This is a genomic window from Candidatus Poriferisodalis sp. (genome assembly GCF_965198245.1).
In the GTDB taxonomy this organism is placed as follows: Bacteria; Actinomycetota; Acidimicrobiia; order Acidimicrobiales; family Poriferisodalaceae; genus Poriferisodalis.
Window position 1 is genome coordinate 335,447 of sequence record NZ_OZ240249.1, and the last position, 23,067, is coordinate 358,513.

25 protein-coding genes and 1 tRNA gene are annotated in these 23,067 nt (G+C 67.7%); 22 read left to right on the forward strand and 4 right to left on the reverse strand.

Annotated features, from left to right (window positions below; genetic code table 11):
* Nucleotides 1-7 precede the first annotated feature (7 nt).
* On the reverse strand, nt 8-1,858 hold the full coding sequence (gene nadE, locus ACOCMM_RS01765; RefSeq protein ID WP_419551490.1) for an NAD(+) synthase: 1,851 nt from the start codon (nt 1,856-1,858) through the stop codon (nt 8-10).
* Nucleotides 1,859-2,016: 158 nt separating this feature from the next.
* Between nadE and ACOCMM_RS01770 the strand changes: the two genes are divergently transcribed.
* On the forward strand, nt 2,017-2,967 hold the full coding sequence (locus ACOCMM_RS01770; RefSeq protein ID WP_419551491.1) for a sigma-70 family RNA polymerase sigma factor: 951 nt from the start codon (nt 2,017-2,019) through the stop codon (nt 2,965-2,967).
* A gap of 48 nt (nt 2,968-3,015) precedes the next feature.
* Nucleotides 3,016-3,900, forward strand: a complete 885-nt coding sequence (locus ACOCMM_RS01775; RefSeq protein ID WP_419551492.1) for a metallophosphoesterase family protein — start codon at nt 3,016-3,018, stop codon at nt 3,898-3,900.
* A gap of 220 nt (nt 3,901-4,120) precedes the next feature.
* Here the strand turns inward: ACOCMM_RS01775 and ACOCMM_RS01780 are convergent.
* Nucleotides 4,121-4,216 (reverse strand) — tRNA-Sec (locus ACOCMM_RS01780).
* A gap of 151 nt (nt 4,217-4,367) precedes the next feature.
* Here ACOCMM_RS01780 and ACOCMM_RS01785 point away from each other — a divergent pair.
* The 8 genes from ACOCMM_RS01785 to ACOCMM_RS01820 all read left to right on the forward strand — a co-directional run bounded on the left by ACOCMM_RS01785 (nt 4,368) and on the right by ACOCMM_RS01820 (nt 8,922).
* A complete protein-coding gene (locus ACOCMM_RS01785) occupies nt 4,368-5,000 on the forward strand; it encodes a hypothetical protein (protein WP_419551493.1) in 633 nt (210 codons plus the stop codon).
* A 5-nt stretch (nt 5,001-5,005) separates the two neighbouring features.
* A complete protein-coding gene (locus tag ACOCMM_RS01790; RefSeq protein ID WP_419551494.1) occupies nt 5,006-6,121 on the forward strand; it encodes a CpaF family protein in 1,116 nt (371 codons plus the stop codon).
* A gap of 15 nt (nt 6,122-6,136) precedes the next feature.
* A complete protein-coding gene (locus ACOCMM_RS01795) occupies nt 6,137-6,775 on the forward strand; it encodes a type II secretion system F family protein (RefSeq protein ID WP_419551495.1) in 639 nt (212 codons plus the stop codon).
* The gene (locus ACOCMM_RS01800; protein WP_419551496.1) at nt 6,772-7,536 is read left to right on the forward strand and encodes a type II secretion system F family protein; all 765 of its coding nucleotides are present in this window, start codon (nt 6,772-6,774) and stop codon (nt 7,534-7,536) included. Before ACOCMM_RS01795 ends, ACOCMM_RS01800 begins: the two co-directional genes overlap by 4 nt.
* 52 nt (nt 7,537-7,588) lie before the next feature.
* Nucleotides 7,589-7,846 carry a hypothetical protein gene (locus ACOCMM_RS01805; RefSeq protein ID WP_419551497.1) on the forward strand — a complete coding sequence of 86 codons (258 nt, stop codon included), beginning with the start codon at nt 7,589-7,591 and terminating at the stop codon, nt 7,844-7,846.
* Nucleotides 7,843-8,229: a TadE family type IV pilus minor pilin gene (locus ACOCMM_RS01810; RefSeq protein WP_419554798.1), complete on the forward strand. Its 387-nt coding sequence runs from the start codon at nt 7,843-7,845 to the stop codon at nt 8,227-8,229. The genes ACOCMM_RS01805 and ACOCMM_RS01810 overlap by 4 nt, the downstream gene beginning before the upstream one ends.
* 145 nt (nt 8,230-8,374) lie before the next feature.
* Entirely contained in the window at nt 8,375-8,653 is a 279-nt protein-coding gene (locus tag ACOCMM_RS01815) for a WhiB family transcriptional regulator (protein ID WP_419551498.1), read from the forward strand.
* Nucleotides 8,654-8,715: 62 nt separating this feature from the next.
* Nucleotides 8,716-8,922: a Sec-independent protein translocase subunit TatA/TatB gene (locus ACOCMM_RS01820; RefSeq protein ID WP_419554799.1), complete on the forward strand. Its 207-nt coding sequence runs from the start codon at nt 8,716-8,718 to the stop codon at nt 8,920-8,922.
* A gap of 12 nt (nt 8,923-8,934) precedes the next feature.
* On the opposite strand, the gene ACOCMM_RS01825 is transcribed toward ACOCMM_RS01820, so the two are convergent.
* On the reverse strand, nt 8,935-9,342 hold the full coding sequence (locus tag ACOCMM_RS01825; RefSeq protein WP_419551499.1) for a WhiB family transcriptional regulator: 408 nt from the start codon (nt 9,340-9,342) through the stop codon (nt 8,935-8,937).
* A 140-nt stretch (nt 9,343-9,482) separates the two neighbouring features.
* On the opposite strand from ACOCMM_RS01825, the gene ACOCMM_RS01830 reads away from it, so the two are divergent.
* From ACOCMM_RS01830 to ACOCMM_RS01870, 9 genes are all read left to right on the forward strand, one after another.
* The gene (locus ACOCMM_RS01830) at nt 9,483-9,767 is read left to right on the forward strand and encodes a hypothetical protein (protein WP_419551500.1); all 285 of its coding nucleotides are present in this window, start codon (nt 9,483-9,485) and stop codon (nt 9,765-9,767) included.
* A 96-nt stretch (nt 9,768-9,863) separates the two neighbouring features.
* Entirely contained in the window at nt 9,864-10,934 is a 1,071-nt protein-coding gene (locus ACOCMM_RS01835; RefSeq protein ID WP_419551501.1) for a substrate-binding domain-containing protein, read from the forward strand.
* Nucleotides 10,935-10,989: 55 nt separating this feature from the next.
* On the forward strand, nt 10,990-11,928 hold the full coding sequence (pstC, locus tag ACOCMM_RS01840; RefSeq protein WP_419551502.1) for a phosphate ABC transporter permease subunit PstC: 939 nt from the start codon (nt 10,990-10,992) through the stop codon (nt 11,926-11,928).
* Between the two features lie 16 nt (nt 11,929-11,944).
* A complete protein-coding gene (gene pstA / locus ACOCMM_RS01845) occupies nt 11,945-12,883 on the forward strand; it encodes a phosphate ABC transporter permease PstA (protein WP_419551503.1) in 939 nt (312 codons plus the stop codon).
* Between the two features lie 104 nt (nt 12,884-12,987).
* Nucleotides 12,988-13,845, forward strand: a complete 858-nt coding sequence (gene pstB, locus ACOCMM_RS01850; RefSeq protein WP_419554800.1) for a phosphate ABC transporter ATP-binding protein PstB — start codon at nt 12,988-12,990, stop codon at nt 13,843-13,845.
* A gap of 44 nt (nt 13,846-13,889) precedes the next feature.
* Entirely contained in the window at nt 13,890-14,600 is a 711-nt protein-coding gene (phoU, locus tag ACOCMM_RS01855; RefSeq protein WP_419551504.1) for a phosphate signaling complex protein PhoU, read from the forward strand.
* Nucleotides 14,597-16,018 (forward strand): sensor histidine kinase, encoded by a 1,422-nt coding sequence (locus ACOCMM_RS01860; protein WP_419551505.1) that lies wholly within the window; start codon nt 14,597-14,599, stop codon nt 16,016-16,018. The genes phoU and ACOCMM_RS01860 overlap by 4 nt, the downstream gene beginning before the upstream one ends.
* Before the next feature lie 29 nt (nt 16,019-16,047).
* On the forward strand, nt 16,048-16,764 hold the full coding sequence (locus ACOCMM_RS01865) for a response regulator (RefSeq protein WP_419551506.1): 717 nt from the start codon (nt 16,048-16,050) through the stop codon (nt 16,762-16,764).
* 21 nt (nt 16,765-16,785) lie between these two features.
* Nucleotides 16,786-18,207 (forward strand): MFS transporter, encoded by a 1,422-nt coding sequence (locus tag ACOCMM_RS01870; RefSeq protein ID WP_419551507.1) that lies wholly within the window; start codon nt 16,786-16,788, stop codon nt 18,205-18,207.
* 88 nt (nt 18,208-18,295) lie between these two features.
* Here the strand turns inward: ACOCMM_RS01870 and ACOCMM_RS01875 are convergent, their stop codons facing one another.
* A complete protein-coding gene (locus ACOCMM_RS01875; protein WP_419551508.1) occupies nt 18,296-19,483 on the reverse strand; it encodes a zinc-dependent metalloprotease in 1,188 nt (395 codons plus the stop codon).
* A gap of 92 nt (nt 19,484-19,575) precedes the next feature.
* Between ACOCMM_RS01875 and ACOCMM_RS01880 the strand changes: the two genes are divergently transcribed.
* From ACOCMM_RS01880 to ACOCMM_RS01890, 3 genes are all read left to right on the forward strand, one after another.
* Entirely contained in the window at nt 19,576-20,541 is a 966-nt protein-coding gene (locus tag ACOCMM_RS01880) for an NAD-dependent epimerase/dehydratase family protein (protein WP_419551509.1), read from the forward strand.
* The gene (locus ACOCMM_RS01885; protein ID WP_419551510.1) at nt 20,538-21,008 is read left to right on the forward strand and encodes a molybdenum cofactor biosynthesis protein MoaE; all 471 of its coding nucleotides are present in this window, start codon (nt 20,538-20,540) and stop codon (nt 21,006-21,008) included. The genes ACOCMM_RS01880 and ACOCMM_RS01885 overlap by 4 nt, the downstream gene beginning before the upstream one ends.
* Before the next feature lie 1,050 nt (nt 21,009-22,058).
* The gene (locus tag ACOCMM_RS01890; protein WP_419554801.1) at nt 22,059-23,063 is read left to right on the forward strand and encodes a rod shape-determining protein; all 1,005 of its coding nucleotides are present in this window, start codon (nt 22,059-22,061) and stop codon (nt 23,061-23,063) included.
* The last annotated feature ends 4 nt before the right edge of the window (nt 23,064-23,067 follow it).

A 23,067-nucleotide genomic window follows, 5' to 3' on the forward strand; every position in this document is an offset into this window, starting at 1 on the left:
TGACGCCCTAGCGGTAGAAGTTCGTGATCGGCATGCGCCGATCCTTGCCGAAGCTCTTCGCTGTGATACGAGGACCAGGCGGCGACTGACGGCGCTTGTACTCGGCGATGTCGACGAGCCGTGTCACGCGGTGCACGAGCTCGGCGTCGGCGCTGAGCTCTTCGGCAACGTCGATCAACTCGGCGGCGCTGAGGTCGCCTTCCACGTAGGCCTCTACCAGCGGGTCCAGCAGCTCGTAGGGCGGCAGGCTCTGGTCGTCGCGCTGGTCGGGCCGCAGCTCCGCTGACGGCGGCTTGGTCAGGCAGGCCTGCGGGATGCGCTCGCCGTCGCCCTGTCGGTTGCGCCATTCGCACAGCTCGTACACCACCAGCTTGGGCACGTCGGAGATGACGGCGTACGCGCCGGCGGTGTCCCCGTACAGCGTCGTGTAGCCGACCGACGTCTCGGTCTTGTTGCCGGTTGTCAGCACCAGCCAGCCGAACCGGTTTGACAGCGCCATCAGCAGCACGCCGCGGATGCGGCTCTGAAGGTTCTGATCGGTGAGATCTGCGGCAGCTCGGTCGGCGGTTGAGCCGACGTCAGCAGCTCGGTCGGCGGTTGAGCCGACGTCGGCAGCTCGGTCGGCGGTTGAGCCGACGTCGGCAGCTCGGTCGGCGGCTGAACTGTCGTCGCCGGGGTTGGCGCCCTCGAGCATCCCGGCCAGGGCTGCGTGCGCGGGCTCGATTGGCACGGTTCTGAAGTCGATGCCCAGGTTGGCGGCGAGCTGGGCGGCGTCCGTGCGAGATCCGTCGCTCGAATAGCGCGACGGCATGGAGACGCCGTGGACGTGTTCGGGGCCCAGTGCGTCGGTGGCGATGGCAGCCACAGCGCTCGAGTCGATGCCGCCGGACAGTCCGACGGCAACGTCGGTGAAGCCGTTCTTGCGGACGTAATCGCGCGTCGCAACCACCAGCGCCAGCCACACCTCTTCCAGCGGGTCCAGCGTTGGCGCCAGCACGCTCTGCGCCCCGTCATCGCCGGGCGATGGGGAACGCTGGGCATCTCCGATGTCCAGATCGCACACGGCAACCTTTTCGGCGAAGGCGGGAAGCCGGCACACGACGCTGCCGTCCGCGTCGGTCACGAACGAGCTGCCGTCGAAGACCAGCTCGTCCTGCCCGCCCACCTGGTTGACGTAGACGACCGGAACGCCAAGCGCCGAAGCACGGGTCCGAGCGACCGCCTCCCGGTCGGCTTGCTTGCCGCGCCGGTACGGCGACCCGTTCAGGTTCACCAACAGCTGCGCGCCCATGGCAACTTGCGCGAGCGCCGGACTGGTGTCGGCCTCGCCCCCGATGATCGAGGGCAGCCCACCGTCGTCGGTGGCGGCGTCAGCAGTCCGCGGCGGCCCCCACAGGTCTTCGCACACCGAGACACCGACACGGACATCGCCGATCTCCAGCAATGGTCCCGCCTCGGTGCCGGACACGAAGTAGCGCTGCTCGTCAAACACTGAGTAGTTGGGCAGCAGATGCTTGCGAAACACGCCGCGCACCTCGCCGTCCCAGCACATCGCAGCGGAGTTCCACAACCGCACCGGGCCGGCCTGCCCGCTGTCCTCAGGGAAGCCCACTACCGCGGGCACCTTCCCCGTGCCCTCAGCGATCCGCTCCAGCGCCCGTGCAGCGCCCTCCACGAATGCCGGCTTGAGCAACAGGTCTTCTGGCGGGTAGCCAGTCACCGTCAGCTCGCTGAACACCACCACCTGCGCGCCCAGCTCCACAGCCTCGTCGTAGGCCGCCAGAACCATCTCCGCGTTCCCGTCAAGGTCCCCTAGCCGAAGGTTCAACTGCGCCAACCCCAAACGCACCCGAGCCATAAGCCAAACCCTACGCTCACCCCCCAACCCCACCACTCGAGCGCGACGTGTCGCGCGGAGGTATCGGCGATGGACGTGGGTACGCTGCGCCGTCACCGGGGGACGCTGTGGCGGCTACCGGCTTGGTAGCAGCGGGGGACGACCAGCGAGGTGGTGTAGTGGCCAAAGAGAGGGTCGAACGTGACGAGGAAGATCTCGTCCGCCTGTACCTGACCGATATAGGCCAGTACCCCCTGCTGAACAAGGACGACGAGGTCCGGCTCGCCCAGCAGATCGAAAAGGGCATCGCCGCCAAGGAGTCCCTCGAGTCCGACAGCGCCTTGGCGAATTCGAAGCTGTCGAGCGCCCAGCGCCGCCGCCTGATCCGCTCCCAGCAGCAAGGCGCCCGCGCCGAGCGCACGTTCGTCCAGTCGAATCTGCGGCTGGTGGTGTCGATCGCGAAGAAGTACCAGGCATCGGGGCTGCCGCTGCTCGATCTCATTCAGGAAGGCAACTTGGGCCTCATGCACGCGGTCGAGAAGTTCGACTGGCGCAAGGGCTTCAAGTTCTCGACCTATGCGACGTGGTGGATCCGCCAGGCGATCACCCGTGGCATTGCCAACACCGGTCGCACCATCCGGCTGCCGGTGCACGCGGGCGACACGCTGGCGCGCCTGCAGAAGGCCCGTTCCCGGCTCGAGCTGAAGTACGGCCGTCCCGCCACGCTCGGCGAGTTGGCGATCGAAGTCGACATGCCCGAGCAGAAGGTGACTGAGGCGCTGCGGTTCGCTGCCGAGCCGCTGTCGCTGTCGGAGCCGCTGCGCGAAGACAGCGACGCCGAGCTGGGCGATGTCGTCGAGGACCGCGCGGCCGAGTCGCCGTTCGAGGTGGCGGCCACCACGCTGCTGCCCAGCGAGATCGTGCGACTGCTGTCGCCGCTGGACGAGCGCGAACGCGAGATCCTCAAGCTGCGCTACGGCCTCGACCGGGGCGAGCCCCGCACGCTCGAGGAGGTGGGCGAGCATTTCCAGCTCACCCGCGAGCGCATCCGCCAGATCGAGGCGCGGGCGATGTCCAAGCTCCGCCATCCCAGCACCGACACGGGCGCTCGCGACCTGCTGTCGGTGTAGGCAGCGCAGCTTCCGCACCGGAAGCGTCGGCACCGGACGCCGCTGTCGATGGCAAGCGCCGAAGCAGTCCCTGAATTCGACAACCTGTCAGCATTCGACAACCTGTCAGCGGCACCCGTGCATCAGGTGCTGCTCTGCGGGGACATCCACAGCAATGCCGAGGTCGCGGCTCGGGTGTCGGCCGCAGCGCTCGACGAGGGCTGCGCGGTTGTGCTGCAGGTCGGCGACCTGGGGTGGCGCCCAGGCGACGAACGCAGTGCCGAGATGTGCGAGGCGGTGGCCGGCGGCGGCGTGCCATGGGTCTTCATTGACGGGAATCATGAGCACCTCGGGGACTTGGCGTCGCGGGCGGCGCCGCACCGCAGCCAGCGCTCGCCAGGCGGCTTCGATCCCGATCCCGACGGGCTGTGGGGGCCGACGGAACCGATCCTGATTGCTCCCATGCTGTGGTGGGCTGCTCGAGGCTCACGCTGGACGTGGCGCGGCACGAGATTCGGCGCGTTGGGCGGTGCGTGGTCGCCCGGCTGGCACTATCGCCAGCGGGGCTGGCGTTGGTTCCCGAGAGAGACGATCAGCCGGCGAGACCTCGACGCGTTGGGCGACGAGCCGCTGGACGTGCTGGTGTGCCACGACGTTCCCGCCCGCGAACTCGTCGGGGAGGGATCGGGGTTCGCACGCCGAGGCGATACCCAGATCGGCGAGGCGAACAGCACCCAGGTACGCACGGCAGCTCGGCGCACCGGGGCCCGGCTGGTCGTGCACGGCCACTGGCACGTCGGTCACTTGTCGTTGTTCGACACGGGGCGGACGGAGCTGACCGAGGTGGTGGGCCTGGCAGCGAACGGCGAGCCGGGCAGCCTGGCCGTGCTCGATCCAGTGACGCTGCAAGTGCGATCAGCAGGTCCTGACGGCGCGGGAAGCCGGCAGCGCTAGCTCACGGCGACGGTCTGGTTCTTGCGGCACGCGCCCCCACGGGCGCGGCGGTTGGCTCAGGCCTCGCTGAGGCGCCGAACCACGATGACAATCAGGGCGCCGACGATCACGGCGAGCAACAGCTTCTTCATGGTGCATCGTCCTCTGTGACGAGTGGGCCGAAGTCATCGGCTCAGCGAATGCTACGCGCACATTTTCCGAACACGGCGCGCGGCTCGATTGGCGGAGGTGGACGGGAATCGAACCCGCCGGACGGGGATCACCCGTCCCGCCCGCTTTGAAGGCGGGGGAGCCCACCAGGCGCTCAGACACCTCCGTCGGTCATCTTTGCCCACCTTCGCGCCCCGCGCCAGCGGCCAAGCCCACTCGTGCTCGTCGGAAAATCAATTGATCGCGCCCCTGGGTATCGGCCAAGGTCATATCTCATTATGAATTTCATGTGTTTTCTCTGATTTTCAGGAGCATCAATGATCTATGCCTATGTGGGTGCGAAGGGCGGTGTCGGCAATACCGTGACGGCCCTGCTGGCTGCGAGCAGTGCCAAGCGCGCCGGTCGCGATGTCGTGCTGGTCGATCTCACCGGCGACTTCGGTGTGGTGCTGGGCACAGCGCCCGATTTGCCGGGAATCGCCGAGTGGACCGCGGCGGAAGAACTGTCATTGGGCGCGGCGTCGGCGCTGGCGGTCGATGTCGCGCCCGGGGTCAGCTTGTTGCCGCGCGGCAGCGGCGAGATCGACGACGCTCGGCTCGGAACCCTGTGGTCGCTGCTCGCTGGCAAGCCACGGGTCAACATCATCGACGCGGGTCGCGGCCGGGCGGCGCTCGACCGGGTGGAGGGGCCGCGAGTGCGGCGGCTGCTCACGATGACCTGCTGCTACCAGGCGCTGCACCGTGCACGCGATGTCGTGGCTGAGGTTGACGACGTGATCGTGCTGACCGACACGCAGCGTGCGCTGGGCCTCGCCGACATCGAGGCCGCATTGGGACGTCATGCCGATGCCGTCGTGGCGGTCGATCGCTCGATCTCGCGTTGGGCCGATGCGGGACTGCTGCTCGACCGTTGCGCGAAGTCGGCGCGATCGCTGGATGCGTTCTTGTGAATCGCATGGCGCGGACTGTGGGGCGACATCCGGCAAGCAGGGCGCCGTCGAGCAGAGCCTTTGTGGAGGAGATCCACGAACGGTTCCTGCCGACGCCGGCGCCCGAGGCCCGTGACGTCGCGGCCGCTGTGGACATCGCGGCACCGCTGCTCGACCGCAACCACGCTGCCGAGCTGGTGTCCGAAGTGCTGGCCCGCCTTGCGGGCATCGGCCCGCTCGCGCAGATCTGGGGCGATGACGAGGTGACCGAGGTGATGATCAACGGCCCCGGCCCGATCGTCATCGAGCGGCGCGGCCGCCTGTCGACGTTGGGTTCGATCAGCGCCGCCGAGGTGCACCGCCTTGTCGAGTACCTGCTGGGGCCGACGGGGCGCCGCGTCGACCGTCGCCTTCCCATGGTGGACGTACGGCTCGACGACCGCACGCGCTGCCACATCGCCGTGCCGCCGGTTGCGGTGGACGGCCCGTACATCACGCTGCGCCGTTTCCCCGCCGACGTCCGCCACCTCAGCGAGTTGGCACGTCCGGCTGATGTCGAATATCTGCATCGTCTTGTGGCTGAACGAGCCAATCTGATCGTCTTCGGCCCCACCAGCACCGGTAAGACCTCTCTGCTGGCGAGTTTGCTGGCCACGGTCGCCGACCGGGAGCGCCTCGTTGTCGTCGAGGAAGCAGCGGAGCTGCCCCGGCTGGGCGTCAGCACGGTGCGCCTCGAAGGCCAGCCGCCGAACGTCGACGGGGTCGGAGCGGTGACGATGGCCGAGTTGGTGGCAGCGGCGCTGCGGATGCGACCCGACCGTCTGGTGATCGGCGAAGTGCGCGGCCCCGAAGCAGCGGCGCTGCTGCAAGCCCTCACGACCGGCCACCGCGGCTCGGTGTCAACCCTGCACGCCGACGATCCCGCGCATGCGCTGTGGCGGCTCGAACAGCTTGCTCGAACCGGTGGCGCAGTCGGCGACGTCGGCGCGCACATCGCGTCGGTCCTCGACGGTCTCATTCACATGAGTCGCGCTCCCGAGGGGCGCCGGACGGTCATAGCCATCTACGAGGTGCGAAACGACGGCTCGCTGCAGCGAACTGCTGGGTTGGACATGACGGCGCGCGTGGCTGCGGCCGTGTGATGAAAGCGGCTGAGCGTGCTGTTCGTACTGGTGCTGGCATGCGTGGGCGCGATCACGTCACCGGCGTTGCGCCAGTGGCTCCGCAAGCGCCGGCAACGGCGACGCGACCGGGCGGCGGTCGCATCCCGGTCGGCTCACATGGGCGACTACTGCGCTGGGGTGTCGCGCCGGCTGGGAGGCGGAGACACGCTGCTGCAGGCGCTGCGCGCCGCCGCCGGGGATGGCCCGATGTCGCCGCCGTTGGATCAGGTCTCGGCCGAGCACGAGCGTGGGGTCACGCTGAGCCGCGCCGTGCAGCGATGGGCGGTACGCGAGCAGACGTCCGAGGCGGCGCTGCTCTCGACGGCGGTGACGCTGGCCTCGGACCGGGTGGGGGCGCAGCCGCAGCTCTTCGACCATGTCGCTGCGACGGTCCGGGCGAGAGCCGACATAGCCGCCGAGGCTCGCGTCCACGCAGCGCAGGCCCGCGCTTCGGTCTGGGTTGTGGCGGCGTTGCCGTGGGCGGTCGCGCTCGCACTGCTGGCCGAAGGCGGTTCTGCCGCCCGAGTGCTCACGTCCACACCTCTGGGCTGGTTCTGCAGCGGCGCGGCGGCGCTGGCAGAGCTGGCGGGCGTGACGTGGATGCGCGCCACGGTCGCGCGGGCGATGCGATGACGGGCCATGCGATGACGGGCCACTTGGCCGGGGTATGGAGCACGGCAGTTCTCGATGCCGCATTTGTCATCGGCCCGCTTGCGGACAGCCCCATCTTCAAGAGCGTCGTGCTGACCAATCCCGTCGTCGTGGGCGGTTTGGCTGCTGCGGCTGTGTGCTGGGGCGGCTTCATCACCCGGCCCGAGCCGGCACGCCGCCGCTCGATGCTGCTCGCAGCCACGGCGCGGCACACCGGGGGCGCGTTCATCACGGTGGACTCCCTCGCCAGCCACCCGGCCCGCTGGCTGGGCCTGGCGCGGTCGCGCCGTAGCGACGTTCCGCACCCCGATCGCGTGGCGGCGGAGTTGGGAGCCATCGTCGACGTGATGAACGTGGCCCTGGCGTCGGGGCTCTCGATCATGGCATCGCTGCAGCTCGCGCTCGCCCACCGTGACGCTGCGAGCCCGACAGGCCGCTGGCTTGCCGCACTGACCGCGCCCCATCGGCCGCTTGACGAAGCGCTGGACGAGTTCGGCCGCGCGTGTGGGCCCCGCGCGCGGGCCTTTGCCGCTGCGGTCACCGGCTCCATGCGTACTGGCATTCCGCTGGCACCCGAGTTGGAGCGCCTCGGGCGGGAGCTGCGTTCCGACGTCCGCCGGCGTCTCGAGCGCAGGGTCCGGCGCCTGCCGGTGCTGCTGCTGTTCCCCCTCGTGCTGTGCGTGCTCCCGGCGCTCGGGCTGATCGCGATCGTGCCGGTGCTTGTCGCTGCGTTCGGTGCCTGATGCCCGCCACCCGCTTCGCCCCCAAACCAACCAGAAACCCAAAGGAGCTCCGATGACGGAATTCTCGACCTCTCATCCGACCGCCCATCTGACTGCTGTGGCCCGCCGCCCGCCGCCGGTGCGTCGCACCCACCGGCTCACGCCGGTCGGTCAAGCCGACGAGGCCGGTCAGACCACCGCCGAGTACGCCCTGCTCACGGGTGCCATCGCGTTGCTGGTGGCGGCGGTCACGGCCTGGGCCACCACCACCGGCAAGATCGGCCGCCTGCTCGACGCGGTGTTCAATTACCTCACCAAGGCCATCTCCTGAGCCCACGCGCCCCAGGCCGCCACCAGCACGGGCAGGCCACGGTCGAGTTGGCCCTGCTCATGCCGTTCCTGGTGTTGCTGCTCATGTGCATTGTCCAGACGGCCTTGGTCGCGCGCGACGCGGTGCTGGTGTCACATGCGGCCCGGGTCGGCGCGCGCATTGCGGCGGTAGAGCCGTCGCTGAACGCCGTCCGCAGCGCGGTGATCGCCGCAACCCCGCTTGATTCGGGACGGCTCGACGTCGAGCGAGAAACCGCCCGCGACCTGGTGCGCGTCACCGTGCGCTACCGCTCACCCACGCAGGTTCCGCTGGTCGGTGTCCTGATCGGCGACGTCGATCTGTCCGAATCGGCCGCCATGCCCGACGAACGCCGAGGGGGCTAGCGCGAAATTGCCGCTTGCGCATGTCACACCCATGGGGTTCAATGGCAAGTCACACAGCTGTAATTACAGGTCAGGAATCTCGGCGACGAGATTGCAGCTGCAACCGATGTCGGGAACGCCTGTCGAGGGACTGCCGGGAGGAACGATGGCATTCGCAACTGAAGAAGCGCTCGAAGCACCAGAAGGGAACTGGTGGGATCAGGCCAACTGTCTCGGCGTCGATCCGGATTTGTTCTTTCCCGAGCGCGGGGCCAGCACCCGCGAGGCCAAGGCCGTCTGCCGCGGCTGCATTGTCAGCGATGACTGCCTCGAGTACGCACTCCGCAACAGCGAGAAGTTCGGCATCTGGGGCGGCATGAGCGAGCGAGAGCGCCGCCGAGTACGCCGCCAACGAGCCCTGACGAGGCGCGCCGCAGCTGGCTGACGTGTCGAGGCCTGCCAGCCCGGTTATTGGTTTGACTGAGCGCTGGTACGCTTGCGAGCGTGATGGCAATCGCGCTCGGACCGCCTGAACTGCTCATCCTGCTCATCATCGTGCTGGTGCTGTTCGGGGGAGCCAAGCTGCCGAAGCTGGCTCGCTCGCTCGGCCAGGCTCAGCGCGAGTTCCGTGATGGCGTGAGCGACGAGGAAAAGGCGGCTGGCGGCAGTTCGTCGAGCAGTTCGTCGAGCGACTCCAAGCCCAAAGACTCTTGACGTAGCTCGCGCTCAGGCGGCGCGAGCGGACTTGCCTGCACGACGACGATCCCGCAGGATCCGGCGGCGCTGCCGCTCCGAAGTCCCGCCCCACACTCCGTGGGTGATGTTGTTGGCGAGTGCGTACTCCCGACACGGGTCTTTCACCGGGCACTCTGCGCACACCTTCTGAGCGGCGATCACGCCGGCCCCATCGCTGGGAAAGAAGACGTTCGGGTCGGTATCGGCACAGCTGCGACGAGTGACCCAGTCGGAGGCCAGGCTCTCCGAGCCAGGGCCGTTTGGCTCGTGGACAGAAGCAACCTGCAATGTCGGCAGATCGCTCGATTCGGGATTCTGCCTTGCCGCCCGGATCGAACCGACCAGAAAAGCTCCGTTGTTGAGGCCCCGGCTGGCGAGGCCATCGTCATACATCCTCATCACGAGAACCAACGCCATACACGCGCGTCTGGTTCCGGAGATCGCCGACTTTCATCGAATTTTCATGTGGTGTTCATGACCTGTTTGCCACAACCACGTCGGTACCCTTGTCGAGCGCCGATCCACACCCAAGGAAGCTTGTGTCCGACATCGCCACCGAAGCAGAACAGCTCCCGCCCGAGGTCGGCATACGCATCATCTATCTGGGGCCTGTCGCGCCGCACTGGGAGATTGCGGGGATCTACGGCGAAGAGGCGGCCGTCGAGGAATTCCGCCGCCGCACCAACGCACGCCTGCAGCTGCTCCCGCCCCACGATCCGCAATTCCGCCGCAACCGCGAGCGGGTCGTGCGCGACGCCGAACGCGAGAACTACGAGCTGCACTGGGACCTCGGCATGCCCGAAGAAGACGAGGAAGATCTGTAGCCCTCGCTCGCGTTCACGGGTTGTTCACGGCATCCGTTCCGGTCGTTCACCGGCAGCCACCGTCGATTTCACCGGGTCTTCGTAGCTTTCGCTGCCATGGCAGACCCTTGCTCGTCACTGCGCCGCGGCATGAAGCTGGCCGTGGCCCTGCTCATTGCATTTGCTTTGTTCGCTGCCGGGTGCAGCTCGAGCGACGACGACCTGTCAGCCGAAAACTCGTCGGGCCAAGACGGCGCGGCGTCAAGCAGCGGATCGATCAGCGTCACCGGATCCTCCACGGTCGAGCCGATCACCAACCTGCTCGCTGAGGCCTTCGCGGCGAAGAACCCGAATGTGGCCTTCTCGGTGGCGGGCCCGGGTTCAGGTGACGGTCACAAGGCCGCCTGCGCCGGCGAGGTTCCGATCTGGAACAGCTCGCGCCAGATCATGGACTCCGAAGACGAATGCCTTGCTGAGGCCGGCATCGGGTTCATCGAGCTGCGCGTCGGCATCGACGGCATCTCGGTCATCACCGCAGCCGCCAACGACACCGTCGACTGCCTGAACTTCGCAGACGTCTACAGCCTGGTCGGCGTCGAGTCCACCGGCTTCAGCTCCTGGACCGACGCCAACAGCCTGAACGCTGAGCTGGGCGGCACCGGTCCGTTCAGTGGCGGCGCACTCGAGATCTTCGCCCCCGGCGAAGAGTCGGGCACCTTCGACAGCTTCATCGAGATCGCCCTCGAAGACGTCTGGGAAAGCCGCGTCGAAGAGGGTCATGCCGATGAGAACTTCGCCGTGCGTCCGGACTACAACGCGTCGGCCAACGACAACGTGATCATCGACGGCATCGCCGGCAACGACTCCAGCCTGGGTTGGGTTGGCTTCGCGTTCGCCGACGAGAACCGCGACGTGGTCAAGCTGCTCGAGATCGATGACGGCGACGGCTGCGTGTCCCCGACGCCCGAGACCATCGCCTCGGCCGAATTCCCGATCGCCCGCTTCCTCTACACCTACATTGACGCCGCGCAGGCGTCGGACCCGGCTATCAAGGCATTTGTCGACTTCATGCTGAGCGACGAGGGCCAGATCTACGTGGTCGAGGCCGGCTACGTGAACTTGGATTCGACCGACTTGGAACAGTCGCGCAGCAACTGGACCAACCTGACCACGGGCAAGAACTTCTAGACCTCCGGGAACCAAAGACACCGCCATATGAGTCCCGCCGCATGAGCTCCGCCGCATGAGTCCCACGCCGGACAGATTCACGCTCAGCGCAGCAGATTTTCAGACATCGCCGATGCGCCGGCTGCGCTCGCAAACCGCCCGCTGGCTGTTCATGGGCGCGGCCGCAGTCACGGTGCTGGTCAGCGCGCTCATCATCTGGACAGTGGCCTCGCAGGCGTGGACCTACATCAGCCAGGTGGAGTTCACCAAGCTCACCGACATCGGCTGGTTCCCCCGCCGCGGCCTGTTCGACCTCAGCACGCTGTTGGTCAACTCGCTGCAGATCTCGGTCATCGCCATGGCCGTGGCGGTGCCCTCGGGTTTCGGCGCGGCGATCTACCTGTCCGAGTACGCGCACCCCAAGGTGCGCAAGGTCATGAAGCCCACGCTCGAGCTGCTGGCCAGCGTCCCCAGCGTGGTGCTCGGCGTGTTCGCCATCAGCTTCATCACCCCGTCGATTCTCAGCAACTTCTTCAACCAGATCAACTTCTTCAACAAGCTTGCCGCCGGGATCGCAGTCGGCTTGCTGGTCATCCCGCTCATCGCCTCGATCGCTGAGGACGCGCTGCGAGCCGTGCCGGTGGCGCTGCGGGAGGCCTCCGCCGGTCTCGGCGCTCGCAAGGTCACCACCTCGGTCCGGGTAGTGCTGCCGGCGGCCATGTCGGGCCTGATGGCCGCCACCATCGTCGGCTTCAGCCGTGCGATCGGCGAGACCATGGTGGTCACCATCGCTTCGGGCGGCGGCGACACGTCGCTGTTCAACATGTCGATTCTCGAATCGGGCGGCACCATCACCTCGGCCATGGCTGCGCTGGGCCTCGGCACCGACCAGGTCGCCGGCAACGACCTGGCGTTCCAGAGCCTCTACTTCCTGGGCGCCCTGCTGTTCGTCATAACCCTGGTGCTCAACATGGCAGGCGACGTGATCGTCCGCCGGCTGCAGAACAGGTACTGAGAGCACAGGCCCTGACATGGCAGTACTGACCACCCCCGCTGGCATCGCCATCGACGCAGCCGACGTACTGCGCCGCCGCCGCGGTGCCGATGTCACCGGGGCCGTCTTCAAGTGGCTGCTCATCGGCGCCACCGTGTTCGCGACGGCCTTCTTGGCGGTGCTGCTCGCCGTGATGATCGTGGACGGCTGGGACGTGCTGTCGGGCAACCTCTGGTACTTCCTGACCCACGGTTTCTCGCAGCGCTCCGCTGGAGAGGCCGGCATCTGGCAGGGCATCATCGGCAGCTTGCAGGTGGCGCTGGTCACGGGCGTCTTCGCCGTGCCGACCGGTGTGGCCACCGCCATCTATCTCGTCGAGTACGCCCAGGGCTCCCGTTTCGCCCGCATCGTCGAGCTGAACATCCGCAACCTGGCCGGCGTGCCCTCAATTGTCTATGGCCTGCTGGGCCTCGCGGTGTTCGTCAAGGCGCTCGAAGATTTCACGCAGGGCAAGTCGGTCATCGCCGGCGGCATGACGCTGGCCGCGATGGTGCTGCCGATCATCGTCATCACCTCGGTCGAGGCGCTCAAGGCCGTGCCGTCTTCGCTGCGCGAAGCCGCGTACGGTGTGGGTGCCACCAAGTGGGAGGTGCTCTCACGTCAGGTTTTGCCGGCCGCGCTGTCCACAATCCTCACTGGCACGGTGCTGGCGCTGGCGCGCGCCCTTGGCGAGGCAGCGCCGCTGATCCTGGTCGGCGCCGCCACCGGCTTCCTCCGCTTCGGCGACGCCAACATGCTCGAGACCTTCACCGGCCCCTACACGGCGTTGCCGGTGCAGATCTTCAGCTTCGCTCGCCTGCCCGGCGCAGACTGGGGGGTGAACGCCGCTGCGGCCAGCGTCGTCATCTTGGTCTTGGTGCTGGCGGTGAACGGCCTCGCTATCTACCTCCGCAACCGCTTCGAAAAGCAGTGGTAGATGCAGTAGAACCTCCTTGACGACCCCCGTGAAGTGACGATGATTCTGTGAATCCCGAGAAGGCCTTGATGACCCCCGAGTCCGACGTACCAGTGCCCGAAGTGATGGCACCGCCGGCACGCCCCACGCGCATCGACGTGAGCGGTGCGGCGACGGCGGCGTTGACCGGCCAGCGCCTCGAGGCCAGCACCGTATTCGAGTGCGCCGGTGTCGACGTGTACTACACCGATTTTCGGGCGCTGCGCGACGTCACGCTCGATGTTGCCGAACATGAGGTGACGGCGCTGATCGGGCCTTCGGGCTGCGGCAAGTCGACGTTCCTACGCTGCTTCAACCGCATGAACGACCTCATCGAGGGCGCCCGAGTGCTCGGCACCATCAACTACCACGGCGTCGACCTGTACCAGGACGAGGTCGACCCGGTGGAGGTGCGTCGGCGGGTCGGCATGGTGTTCCAGAAGCCGAACCCGTTCCCCAAGTCGATCTACGACAACATTGCGTACGGGCCGCGGCTTGCGGGCGTCAAGCGGTCCGATCTGGACGACGTGGTCGAGGGTTCGCTCACGCGGGCGGCACTGTGGGACGAGGTGAAAGATCGTCTGAAGATGTCCGCCTACGGGCTGTCGGGCGGCCAGCAGCAGCGTCTGTGCATTGCCCGGGCCATTGCGGTGCAGCCCGACGTCGTGCTCATGGACGAGCCCTGTTCTGCGCTCGATCCGATCGCCACCGGCCGCATCGAGGAGCTCATCGCCGAGCTGAAGACCGACTACACGATCATCATCGTGACGCACAACATGCAGCAGGCCGCTCGCATCAGCGACATGACGGCGTTTTTCTCGGTGCAGGCCAACGAAATGGGCCATCGCACCGGCCTGCTTGTCGAGTACGCACCCACCAGCCTGATCTTCACCAACCCTGACGACCCCCGCACGGAGGCATACATCACCGGGCGGGTCGGCTAGGGACACTCACCAGCCAGGCGACACAGATACGCCACACTGCACCCATGACCGAAGAAGTACGAACCGAGTTCCATCAGTTGATGGACGAGGTTCGTGCCGATCTCGTGCAGATGGGCGGCATGGTGGCCGAGGGCATCTCCGCGGTGACCGCAGCGCTTCTCGCGGGCGACATCGGCGGGGCCGACCAGATCATCACCGCCGATGACGAGCTCGACCTGCTCAGCCTGGAGGTCGAGGAGAAGTGCGTGCAGCTGCTGGCACTGCAGCAGCCGGTGGCGGTCGACCTGCGCACGATCCTGACCGACCTGCGAATGATCTCAGAGATCGAGCGCAGCGGCGACCTGGTCACCAACATCGCCAAGGCGGTTGCCCGCTTGCATGGCGCCGAGCTGGAGCCTCGGGTGCGCGGCCTGCTCGACCGGATGCGGGAGCAAGCGGTGCGGCTCACTGCCATGGCCATGGATGCCTTCGCCGAGCGTGACGCCGGATTGGCTTCAGTGCTCAACGACGTCGACGACGTGCTCGACGACCTGCACGGCCAGTACCTGGACGCGGTGTTCGCATCACGCAATGCGGGCCAGATCGACACCCAGCAGGCCGTGCAGCTGGCCGTGGTGGGCCGCTTCTACGAACGCATCGGCGACCACGCCGTCAACATCGCTCAGCGCGTCGAGTTCCTGGTGACCGGCCAGCTGCCCGAGCATACGGGGGCCAACCGGGCCCGGGCCCGACGGGAGCAGGGCGAGACGCTGTGATCGCTGCGCTGGTGGCGGCTGCGTCCGCGCTGGCGATTGCGCTGATCTTGGTTGTCATCATCGGCGTGCGGGCGCGGACGTCGGCTTCCGAGCGGCTCGGCCGTGTGGCGCACCGCTTTTCTGGTGAGGGCGAGCCCGACGGGTTGCGTCCCGGCGAACCACGTCTCGACGACTACGGCCTGGATGACTGGATCACCCACCTGGAGTCGGTTGCCACGACAGCCGCCATGACGGCCAACCTGGCCGAGCGGGACCGGGCGCGCTGGCAGCTGGCCATGAACGAGCTCTCGGTGGGCGTGGTGCTGGTGGACGAGGACGGCACCGTGTGTGCCAGCAATGCGCGGGCCGACGAAATGATGTCGGCCCGCGACGCGATGGCACTGGTGGGCGCAGGGGTGACCCAGTTGCTCGAGGCGGCCCGGGACGGGCACGCTCGCTCCCGCATCGTGAAGCTGACCGGTCCGCCGCCGCGGGTGATCGAGATCAGCGCCCATCCCGTGGCGAGCGACCGCCACGCTCTGGGCGCAGTGGCGGTGATTGCGGACCGGACTCAAGGTGCGCGGGTCGACGACGTGCGCCGTGACTTCGTGGCCAACCTGAGCCATGAGCTGCGGACGCCGGTGGGCGCCATTGCGCTGCTGTCTGAGACGCTGGCCGAAGAGGGCGATGCGGAGGTACGCACTCGGCTCGTCGACCGCATCAGCGCCGAGGCTGAGCGGGTGCGACTCATCATCGACGACCTGCTGGAGCTGAGCCGGGTCGAGCTGGAGGGCTCCATGCGGCGGGAATCGGTGCCGGTTGTGCCGCTGCTGAGCGAGGTGGCGCACCAGTACTCCGAGCACGCCCGCAAGCACGACGTGGCGCTGGCGCGGCCGGCGGTCGATCAAGGCGAAGATCCGAGCATCGTGCTGCACGCCGACCGGGGGCAGCTGTTGCGAGCGGTCGGCAACCTGGTCGACAACGCCATCAAGTACAGCGACCCCGGCTCGGAGGTGCGGTTGAGCGTGGCTCCCCGTTCGGTCGACGACGGGCCGCCGTCAGCGGTGCTGGCCGATGCGGACGCGGCGGTGGCTCGGATCGGACCCTCGGATGCGTTTAAGGCGTTAGATGCGGTTGACTCGTCGGATGACCTGGATGACCTGATTGACACAGCGCACGCATCCGAGGCAGCCAAGACATGGGTGGACATCGTGGTTGCCGACGAGGGCATCGGCATTCCCGCCGATGAGACCGAGCGGGTGTTCGAGCGCTTCTACCGGGTCGACAAAGCTCGTGCCCGTGCCACCGGCGGCACCGGTTTGGGCCTGAGCATCGTGCGCCACGTGGTTGCCAATCATGGCGGCGAGGTGATGCTGCATACGCGTGAGGGCGTCGGCACCACGTTCACACTGAGATTCCCCGCTCCCGAAGACTCTTGACAGAACTCTTGAGGCAACCAGGCAGGACAATGACGACATCGGTACTGGTCGTAGACGACGAGCCGTCCTTCACCGAGGCCCTCACCGTGGGCTTGCGGCGCGAGGGCTTCGAGGTGCGCACTGCCGCTGACGGCCGGGCCGCCCTGGCTGAGATCAGCGAGTCCGAGCCCGATCTGGTGTTGCTGGACGTGATGCTGCCCGGCATGTCGGGCTTGGATGTCTGCCGGGAGATCCGCAAGTCGTCACGGGTGCCGCTCATCATGGTGACCGCTCGTGGCGAGGAGATCGATGCCGTCGTGGGCCTGGAGGTGGGTGCTGACGACTATGTCACCAAGCCGTACCGGCTGCGTGAGTTGGTGGCTCGCATGCGGGCGGTGCTGCGGCGCGCCTCGGACCAGCCGGTCGAGCCGGAGGGCGACACCATCTGTCTGATCGAGGGCGACGTGACGCTCGACATCGATCGACATGAGCTGCGGGTGGGCGGCGAGCTGGTTTCCCTGGCGCTGAAGGAATTCGAGCTGCTGGCCTACCTGCTGCAGAACGCCGGCCGGGTGGTGACCCGCGACAGCCTCATGCAAAACGTGTGGGGCTACGAGTACATCGGCGACACCAAGACGATTGACGTTCATGTGAAGCGGCTGCGGGCCAAGATCGAGGACGATCCGTCAAATCCGCAGCGGATCACGACCATTCGCGGCTTGGGCTATCGCTACGAGCGGAGTGCGGCGAGGCCCGACACCTCATGAGCCACCTATGACTGCGGGCTGATGCAACCGTTCACCTGGCTCGCCCGCACGCACCTGCTGTCCGCCGCAGGCGATGCGCTGATCGCGATTGCGCTGGCCGGGTCGCTGTTCTTCAACTTGGATCCGGCTGCTGCGCGGCCCAAGGTGGCGTTGTACCTGCTGGTGACCATGGCGCCGTTCGCCGTGGTCGGGCCGCTTATTGGGCCGATGGTGGATCGTGCCCGCGGCGGGCGCCGGAGCATGATCATTGGTGCCGGCATTGCCCGTGCAGTCCTGGCGCTGCTGATGGTGCGCCACCTCGACTCGCTGCTGCTGTTCCCCGAGGCATTCGGTGCGCTGGTGGCGGGCAAGACGTACCACGTGGCCAAGAGCGCGGTGGTGCCGGGGCTGGTGCGTGAAGAACGCGACCTGGTGGAAGCGAACTCGAAGCTGATGTTGCTGAGCGGGCTGGGGGGTGCGCTTGCCGCTGGGCCGGGCGTGCTGTTGAGCTTGATCTCTTCGCGCTGGGTGCTGGTGCTGGCGTCGGTGGTCTTCGTGCTGATGACGTTCCCCGCTGCCCGGCTGCCCCGCACGGCTGTGCGGCCGCCGCGGTCGCACCCCGGCGAGGCGGGCCATGTGCCTCAGGTGCCTCAACCGGGACCGGTGCCTCGTCACGACCGTCCCCACAGCGACCCGTATTCCGAGCCGCGCGGTCCCCGTCGGCGGAGGCCGTCAGATCTCTACACCGGGCCGTGGGGCGACGAGGGAGGTGACGAGCCGGGCGGGCGGCGGAAGCCAGGCCCGCCGGCGGTGCCGAGACAGGCTCCCGCTGCGACGCGACGGGGCGGGATGCTGCTGGCGGGCTCGGCCATGGGCGTCGTGCGTGCCATGACCGGCTTCACGCTGTTTCTTATTGCGTTCTGGCTGCGTACCAACGATGCGGCGCCGTGGTGGTTCGGTTTCATGTTCACGGCGAGTGCTGTCGGCCAGTTAGTGGGCGCCGTGTCCGCGCCCTGGTTGCGACGCCGCATCCGTGAAGAAGTCCTGCTCGCCTGCACCCTTCTGCTGGCAGCCGTTGTGTCGTTCTATGTGGTGACGGCGCCCGATCGCGTATCGGTGCTGGGGCTGGCCATGGTGATTGGACTCATGTCCGCTCTGGGGAAGCTGTGCTTCGACGCGATCGTGCAGCGCGACGAGGCGCCTGCGGACCATGGCCGCACGTTTGCCCGCTTCGAGACCCGCTTCCAGCTGATGTGGGTGATCGGCGCGCTGGTGCCGGTGGTTGCGCCGAACGGCATCCTGCCGCTGCGAGCCGGGGTGATGTTGCTGGGCATCGCCGCCACCGTGGCGGTGGTTCTCTACCTCGGGGGGCTGTGGGCGCTGGCTCGGGGCCGGCGTCCTCCTTCGGAGGTCATCGCCACCCGCGTGCGGACCCGCATCCGCCGCAAGAATCAGACGTCGTGACTCGCCGTGGTAACTGGTCAAGTGGCAGGTTGAGGCGGGCCAGCCACAGGCCGGCCAGCCAGAGGCGAGGTGCCGCAAGAACGTCGGGCTAGAGCGGCAGATCGAGGCGGGCTAGCCACAGGCCGGGCGCCGCAAGCTCGTTGGGTGTCGGGAGCGCCCCTTGTTCCCACAGGCGGGCCAAGCCCTCCCGGCCCGCTCGTTCGGTCACGCCGGCAACGAATTTGTCGCCCCGGTCGCGGGCTTCGGCGCTCAGCCGCACTCCCAGCAGTCGGTCGGCGAAGTCGGTTCCCTGCGCGGCAACCTGGCGCCGCCGCACGGCCTCGCTCAGTGCGCCGAAGCCACCGATGAGCCGGGGCCCCGCCTGTATAACCACATCATCGACATAGGCGTGGACGACGCTCAGCAGCGTCTCGAGCCGTTGCACGGTGTCGTTCTGGCTGTCATCTCGTGACACGCCCAGCAGCAGCTCGGGGTTGCCGAAGATGCGCTGGAACTGGGTGTTCATCTGCTGGGATGCATCCGGGCCGTCGGCGAGTGCTGTGAGGTCGAGGTCCAGGTCGTCAAGGGTGGGCTCACTGCGGCGGAAGCCATCCACGTAGCGGTGCAGCAACCTGTCCAGCTCGGCATGGACGTGTGTCACCGACAGCACCGAGTGCATGGCGTGCTCCCGGATGGCAACCCAGAGCATCACGTCGTCGACATCGAGGCTCCATTCGCCGGCGAAGTCGGTGATGTTGGCGGGCACGATGAGCACCCGGTCGTGCTGGCGGGGCACACCGAGGTCCGAGTTGCCGAATGCCTTGGCGGCGAGGTGGCCGGCCATCATGCCGGCGGTCATGGCCACGGTCATCGGGCTCATCATGCGGAGCAGGCCGGCGAAGGGGTCCATGCTGTGTTCTTGACTGTGTTCTTGGCCGCGGTCTTGGTCGCTGGCCAGGCGTTCGGACAGGCGATCCATGAGGGGGCGGATGGTTTCGAGGGCGTCGTTGGCCCACCCCGAGCGGGTGACAGGATCGGTGCGTGGGGGACGGCCGCCGGATGTGGGATCGAGGTTGGTGACATGCGCCACATGCAGTTCTGCTACCCGGCTGATCTCGCTGAGGCGGTGCCGGACGACTGGGTCGACGTTGTGTTCGATCTTGCCGCCGGTGGCGAGTTGGTTGGCGGCCTGCCGGGCGCCTTCCCAGAGGTTTGCGTCATTGCCCAGGAGCGCGGCGATGTCGCCGAGGAACGGGATGCCCGAAAACGGGTTGTCGTCGTCGTCGGGAGGGGCCACAACGGCATGGTACGGCTGGGCGAACAGGCCGAGGGCGTCGCCGGGATCGGGCATGGTAGGGCTGGGCGCACCGGCTGGGGCATCGTAGGGATATGACCCCACGTATCGCGGTGACGGGCGCGGGCGGCGTAATCGGCGCCCGGGTGCTGCAGTGGTTGGCTGAGTCGTTCGACGAAGTCGTGGATATCGACGATGCCGGCGCGGCCGGCGCGGCTGGCGGGGATGACCTGTTCGGCGCCGAGGTACTGGTGCACTTGCGGTTGACACGTGAGGTGACCACGGATCGTCTGCGCCGGGTGCTCGCAGTTGCGGACGAGGTCAAACATCTGACGCTGGTGTCGAGCGCCGCCGTCTACGGGGCGTGGCCGAACCATCCGACGCCGATCTCGGAGGACGTGCCGGTGCGGCCGAATCTCGAGTCGTCGTTCGCCGTGCACCAGGCCGATGCCGAACGCACGGTCCTGGACTGGCGTGATGCTGATCCAGCCCGCACGGTGGCGATTCTGCGGCCGGCGCCTGTGGTTTCGAGCGGCATCGGGGGGCCGATCGGCGAGGCGATGCTTGCCGCAGCGCCCATTCGCACTGGAAGCGACGATCCGCCAGTGCAGTTCCTGCACTTGGACGACCTGGCGTCCGCCGTGGTGCTCGCCACGCAGCGCCGCCTGTCGGGCGTGTTCAACGTGGCCCCTGACGGCTGGCTGTCGCCCGGTGAGCTGCGGGCCCTGCTGGGGGCTCGGCCCAAGATCCGCCTGCCCATGCCGTTGCCCAAGCGGCTCGACCGCTACGTGGCCAGCCGGGTCGGCCATTCCGCCCCCGAAGGACTGCTGCCGTACACCCGCTACAGCTGGGTAGTGGCCAACGATCGGCTCCGTGCGGAGGGCTGGACGCCCCGCTACAGCAGTGCTCAGGCGTACGTGATTGCCGACGTCGGAATGCCCTGGGACGACCTCAATGCGCGCCAGCGCCAGCACGCCATGTTGGTCGGCGCAGGGGCTGCTGTGGTGGCCGGAGGGTGGGCTGCCGCGGCCTGGCTCCGGCGCTCCTACGCTTTGCGATGATGATGGTGCCGCCGCAGCACGACACTTGGGTGGAATTGACGCCCGAGGAGCTGCCGATCGCGGCCATCTATGACTGGGCGCTCGACCCGGAGGCTGGGGCGGTGGTGCTGTTCTCGGGCACAGTCCGTGACCATGCCGAGCACCGCACGGGTGTTACGCAGTTGGTCTATGAGGCGTACGAGTCGGAGGTTGGGGCGCGGCTTGCCGACATCGCTGGCGAGATGCGGCAGCGGTGGCCGAGCGTGCGCAAGGCGGCGCTGTTGCATCGGGTGGGGACGCTGTGCCTGACCGAGAGCTCGGTGGTGGTGGCCGCTTCGGCTCCGCATCGTGATGCAGCATTCGAAGCCGCCCGGTTCGGTATCGATACCTTGAAGGCCACGGTGCCGATCTGGAAGCAAGAACATCACGACGGCGGAACCGACTGGGGTTTGCAGTCGCAGCCGATCGCGCAAGTGCCCGGGTCATGAGCCCGCTGCTGTTTCTGGCTATCGCCATAGTGGTGCCGTTGTTGGGAATGGCTGTGCTGGGTGTGGGCGCCCGCTTGAAGAGCCAGCGTGTGACCGACGACGAAACCGAGCCGTTCCGGCGGAGGTTGGCGTCGATTGCTCCCCGATCGTCGGGTGGGCGATCATTGGGCACACCGGGGCTGGTGCAGATGATGCGGCGGCTGAGGGGCGCACGAGGCGCTGACCCGGCCGACGCGAGTGATTCGGCTGTTGAAGCGGCGGCGGACAACGCGGGAACAAGAGGCGCAGCGGACAGCGCGGCGTCTGACGCTGGGACGGCTGGGAACGATAGGGGCAGAAGGCGCCGGCGCGGTCGGCGGCGGCAGCGCACCCAACGGCCCGAGACAACAACAATCGGCGTAGTTCGCCCCAGGGCCACGACTGCCAGCGTCCGGCTGATCGAACGTGAGTACTCGTTGCCGCTGCTGCCACCCTTCAGCGACGAACTGGACGATCCCGCTTGGCAGCGACGGGATCCACGCAGGCATGCACCGGCCCGACGACCCGAAGCCGTGCAACCGCCGGCCCGAACGACGGAGCCTCCGGCCAGTTCAACCCAGCCAGGCTTCGGTACTGCACAGTCGCCGGCCGATGCGACGCAGCGCTCGGAGCGGTCGTCGGCTGGTTCGGCTCAGCCCGGGGCGGGCTCTGCACTGTCGTCGGCTGGTTCAGCACGGTCGCCGGCTGATGCGGCGCAGGCCTCGGCGCGCTCGGCACGGTCGCCGACTTCCAGTATTCGCCTCCTACCCGCACAGGGGAGCGGCCGAGACCAAGATCAGAATCGACGGCCCGTCTCAAGCCCGGCAGCCGATGGCCGTCCTGGTGCCGTGCGTCGTGATGCTGGCCGCCGCGTAACCAGCACAGTTGGCGCTGCTCTGACCGCCCCCACAGCTCCGGAGCCCCCGCAGGCTGCGCCCCAGTTCAAGGGCACAGTGCGGCTCGTGGAGGTCCAGACTCCAATCGTGCCTCCACGCAACGAACGGGTCACATCTCGCAATCAAAGGCGTCGTCCTGGCTCGTGACCTGGCGATCGATCTCGGCACCGCGAACACGCTGGTGTACGAGCGGGGACGCGGCATCGTGTTCAACGAGCCGTCGGTCATCGCTCTCAATGAGCGTTCGGGCGACGTGCTGTCGGTCGGGCGCGAAGCGTGGCAGATGATCGGGCGCACGCCCAGCTACATCATCGCTGCACGACCGCTGCGCAACGGTGCCATCACTGACTTCGACATCACCCAGCGGATGATCCGGCTCATCCTCCAAGGCGTCGGTGTCGGCCGCTTCGGCCGGACCCGTGTCGCTGTCTGCGTGCCGTCGCTCATCACGCCGGTGGAACGGCGTGCGGTGATCGAGGCTGCGCGTCGAGCTGGTGCGTCCGACGTCCGGCTCATCGAGCAGCCGATCGCCGCGGCCATCGGCTCCGGCCTGCCGATCCACGAGCCCACCGGCTCGCTGGTGATCGACATCGGTGGCGGCACCGCCGAGATCGCGATGGTGTCGCTAGGCGGCATGGTGTCGCTGCGTGCGGTGCGGGTGGGGTCGTTCGACTTCGACACTGCATTGATGAACTACTCACGACGTGTGCACGGCATCGCCATCGGCGAGCGCACCGCCGAGGAACTGAAGATCAGCATCGGGTCGGCGTGGCCGATCGACGACAAGTTCGACGCCGAAGTGAAGGGGCGCGACCTGACGACGGGGCTGCCCCGCACGTTCCTCATCACACCGACCGAGGTGCGATCGGCGCTGGCAGACACGGTGGAGCTCATCGTGGAGGCCGTGCTGGAGTGCTTGGGCGAGGCGCCGCCGGAGCTGGCACAGGACCTCATTCACACCGGTGCCCTGATGGTCGGCGGCGGGTCTCTGCTTCGGGGGCTGGACCAACGCATCGCATCTGAGGCTCGGGTGCCGGTGCTGCGGTCGGAGTCGCCGCTTGAGACGGTGGTGCTGGGTGCGGGCCGAGCGCTCGAGAACTTCGAAGCGCTGCACGCCTCGCACACCATTCCCGGCCGGTAGCGGA

Bases quoted from the DNA above. Each gene is read 5' to 3' on its own strand.
- nadE (WP_419551490.1), bottom strand. From the start codon at position 1,858: ATGGCTCGGGTGCGTTTGGGGTTGGCGCAGTTGAACCTTCGGCTAGGG.
- ACOCMM_RS01775 (WP_419551492.1), top strand. From the start codon at position 3,016: ATGGCAAGCGCCGAAGCAGTCCCTGAATTCGACAACCTGTCAGCATTC.
- ACOCMM_RS01785 (WP_419551493.1), top strand. From the start codon at position 4,368: ATGATCTATGCCTATGTGGGTGCGAAGGGCGGTGTCGGCAATACCGTG.
- ACOCMM_RS01790 (WP_419551494.1), top strand. From the start codon at position 5,006: ATGGCGCGGACTGTGGGGCGACATCCGGCAAGCAGGGCGCCGTCGAGC.
- ACOCMM_RS01800 (WP_419551496.1), top strand. From the start codon at position 6,772: ATGACGGGCCATGCGATGACGGGCCACTTGGCCGGGGTATGGAGCACG.
- ACOCMM_RS01805 (WP_419551497.1), top strand. From the start codon at position 7,589: ATGACGGAATTCTCGACCTCTCATCCGACCGCCCATCTGACTGCTGTG.
- ACOCMM_RS01815 (WP_419551498.1), top strand. From the start codon at position 8,375: ATGGCATTCGCAACTGAAGAAGCGCTCGAAGCACCAGAAGGGAACTGG.
- ACOCMM_RS01820 (WP_419554799.1), top strand. From the start codon at position 8,716: ATGGCAATCGCGCTCGGACCGCCTGAACTGCTCATCCTGCTCATCATC.
- ACOCMM_RS01825 (WP_419551499.1), bottom strand. From the start codon at position 9,342: ATGAGGATGTATGACGATGGCCTCGCCAGCCGGGGCCTCAACAACGGA.
- ACOCMM_RS01835 (WP_419551501.1), top strand. From the start codon at position 9,864: ATGGCAGACCCTTGCTCGTCACTGCGCCGCGGCATGAAGCTGGCCGTG.
- pstC (WP_419551502.1), top strand. From the start codon at position 10,990: ATGAGTCCCACGCCGGACAGATTCACGCTCAGCGCAGCAGATTTTCAG.
- pstA (WP_419551503.1), top strand. From the start codon at position 11,945: ATGGCAGTACTGACCACCCCCGCTGGCATCGCCATCGACGCAGCCGAC.
- pstB (WP_419554800.1), top strand. From the start codon at position 12,988: ATGGCACCGCCGGCACGCCCCACGCGCATCGACGTGAGCGGTGCGGCG.
- phoU (WP_419551504.1), top strand. From the start codon at position 13,890: ATGACCGAAGAAGTACGAACCGAGTTCCATCAGTTGATGGACGAGGTT.
- ACOCMM_RS01865 (WP_419551506.1), top strand. From the start codon at position 16,048: ATGACGACATCGGTACTGGTCGTAGACGACGAGCCGTCCTTCACCGAG.
- ACOCMM_RS01870 (WP_419551507.1), top strand. From the start codon at position 16,786: ATGCAACCGTTCACCTGGCTCGCCCGCACGCACCTGCTGTCCGCCGCA.
- ACOCMM_RS01880 (WP_419551509.1), top strand. From the start codon at position 19,576: ATGACCCCACGTATCGCGGTGACGGGCGCGGGCGGCGTAATCGGCGCC.
- ACOCMM_RS01885 (WP_419551510.1), top strand. From the start codon at position 20,538: ATGATGATGGTGCCGCCGCAGCACGACACTTGGGTGGAATTGACGCCC.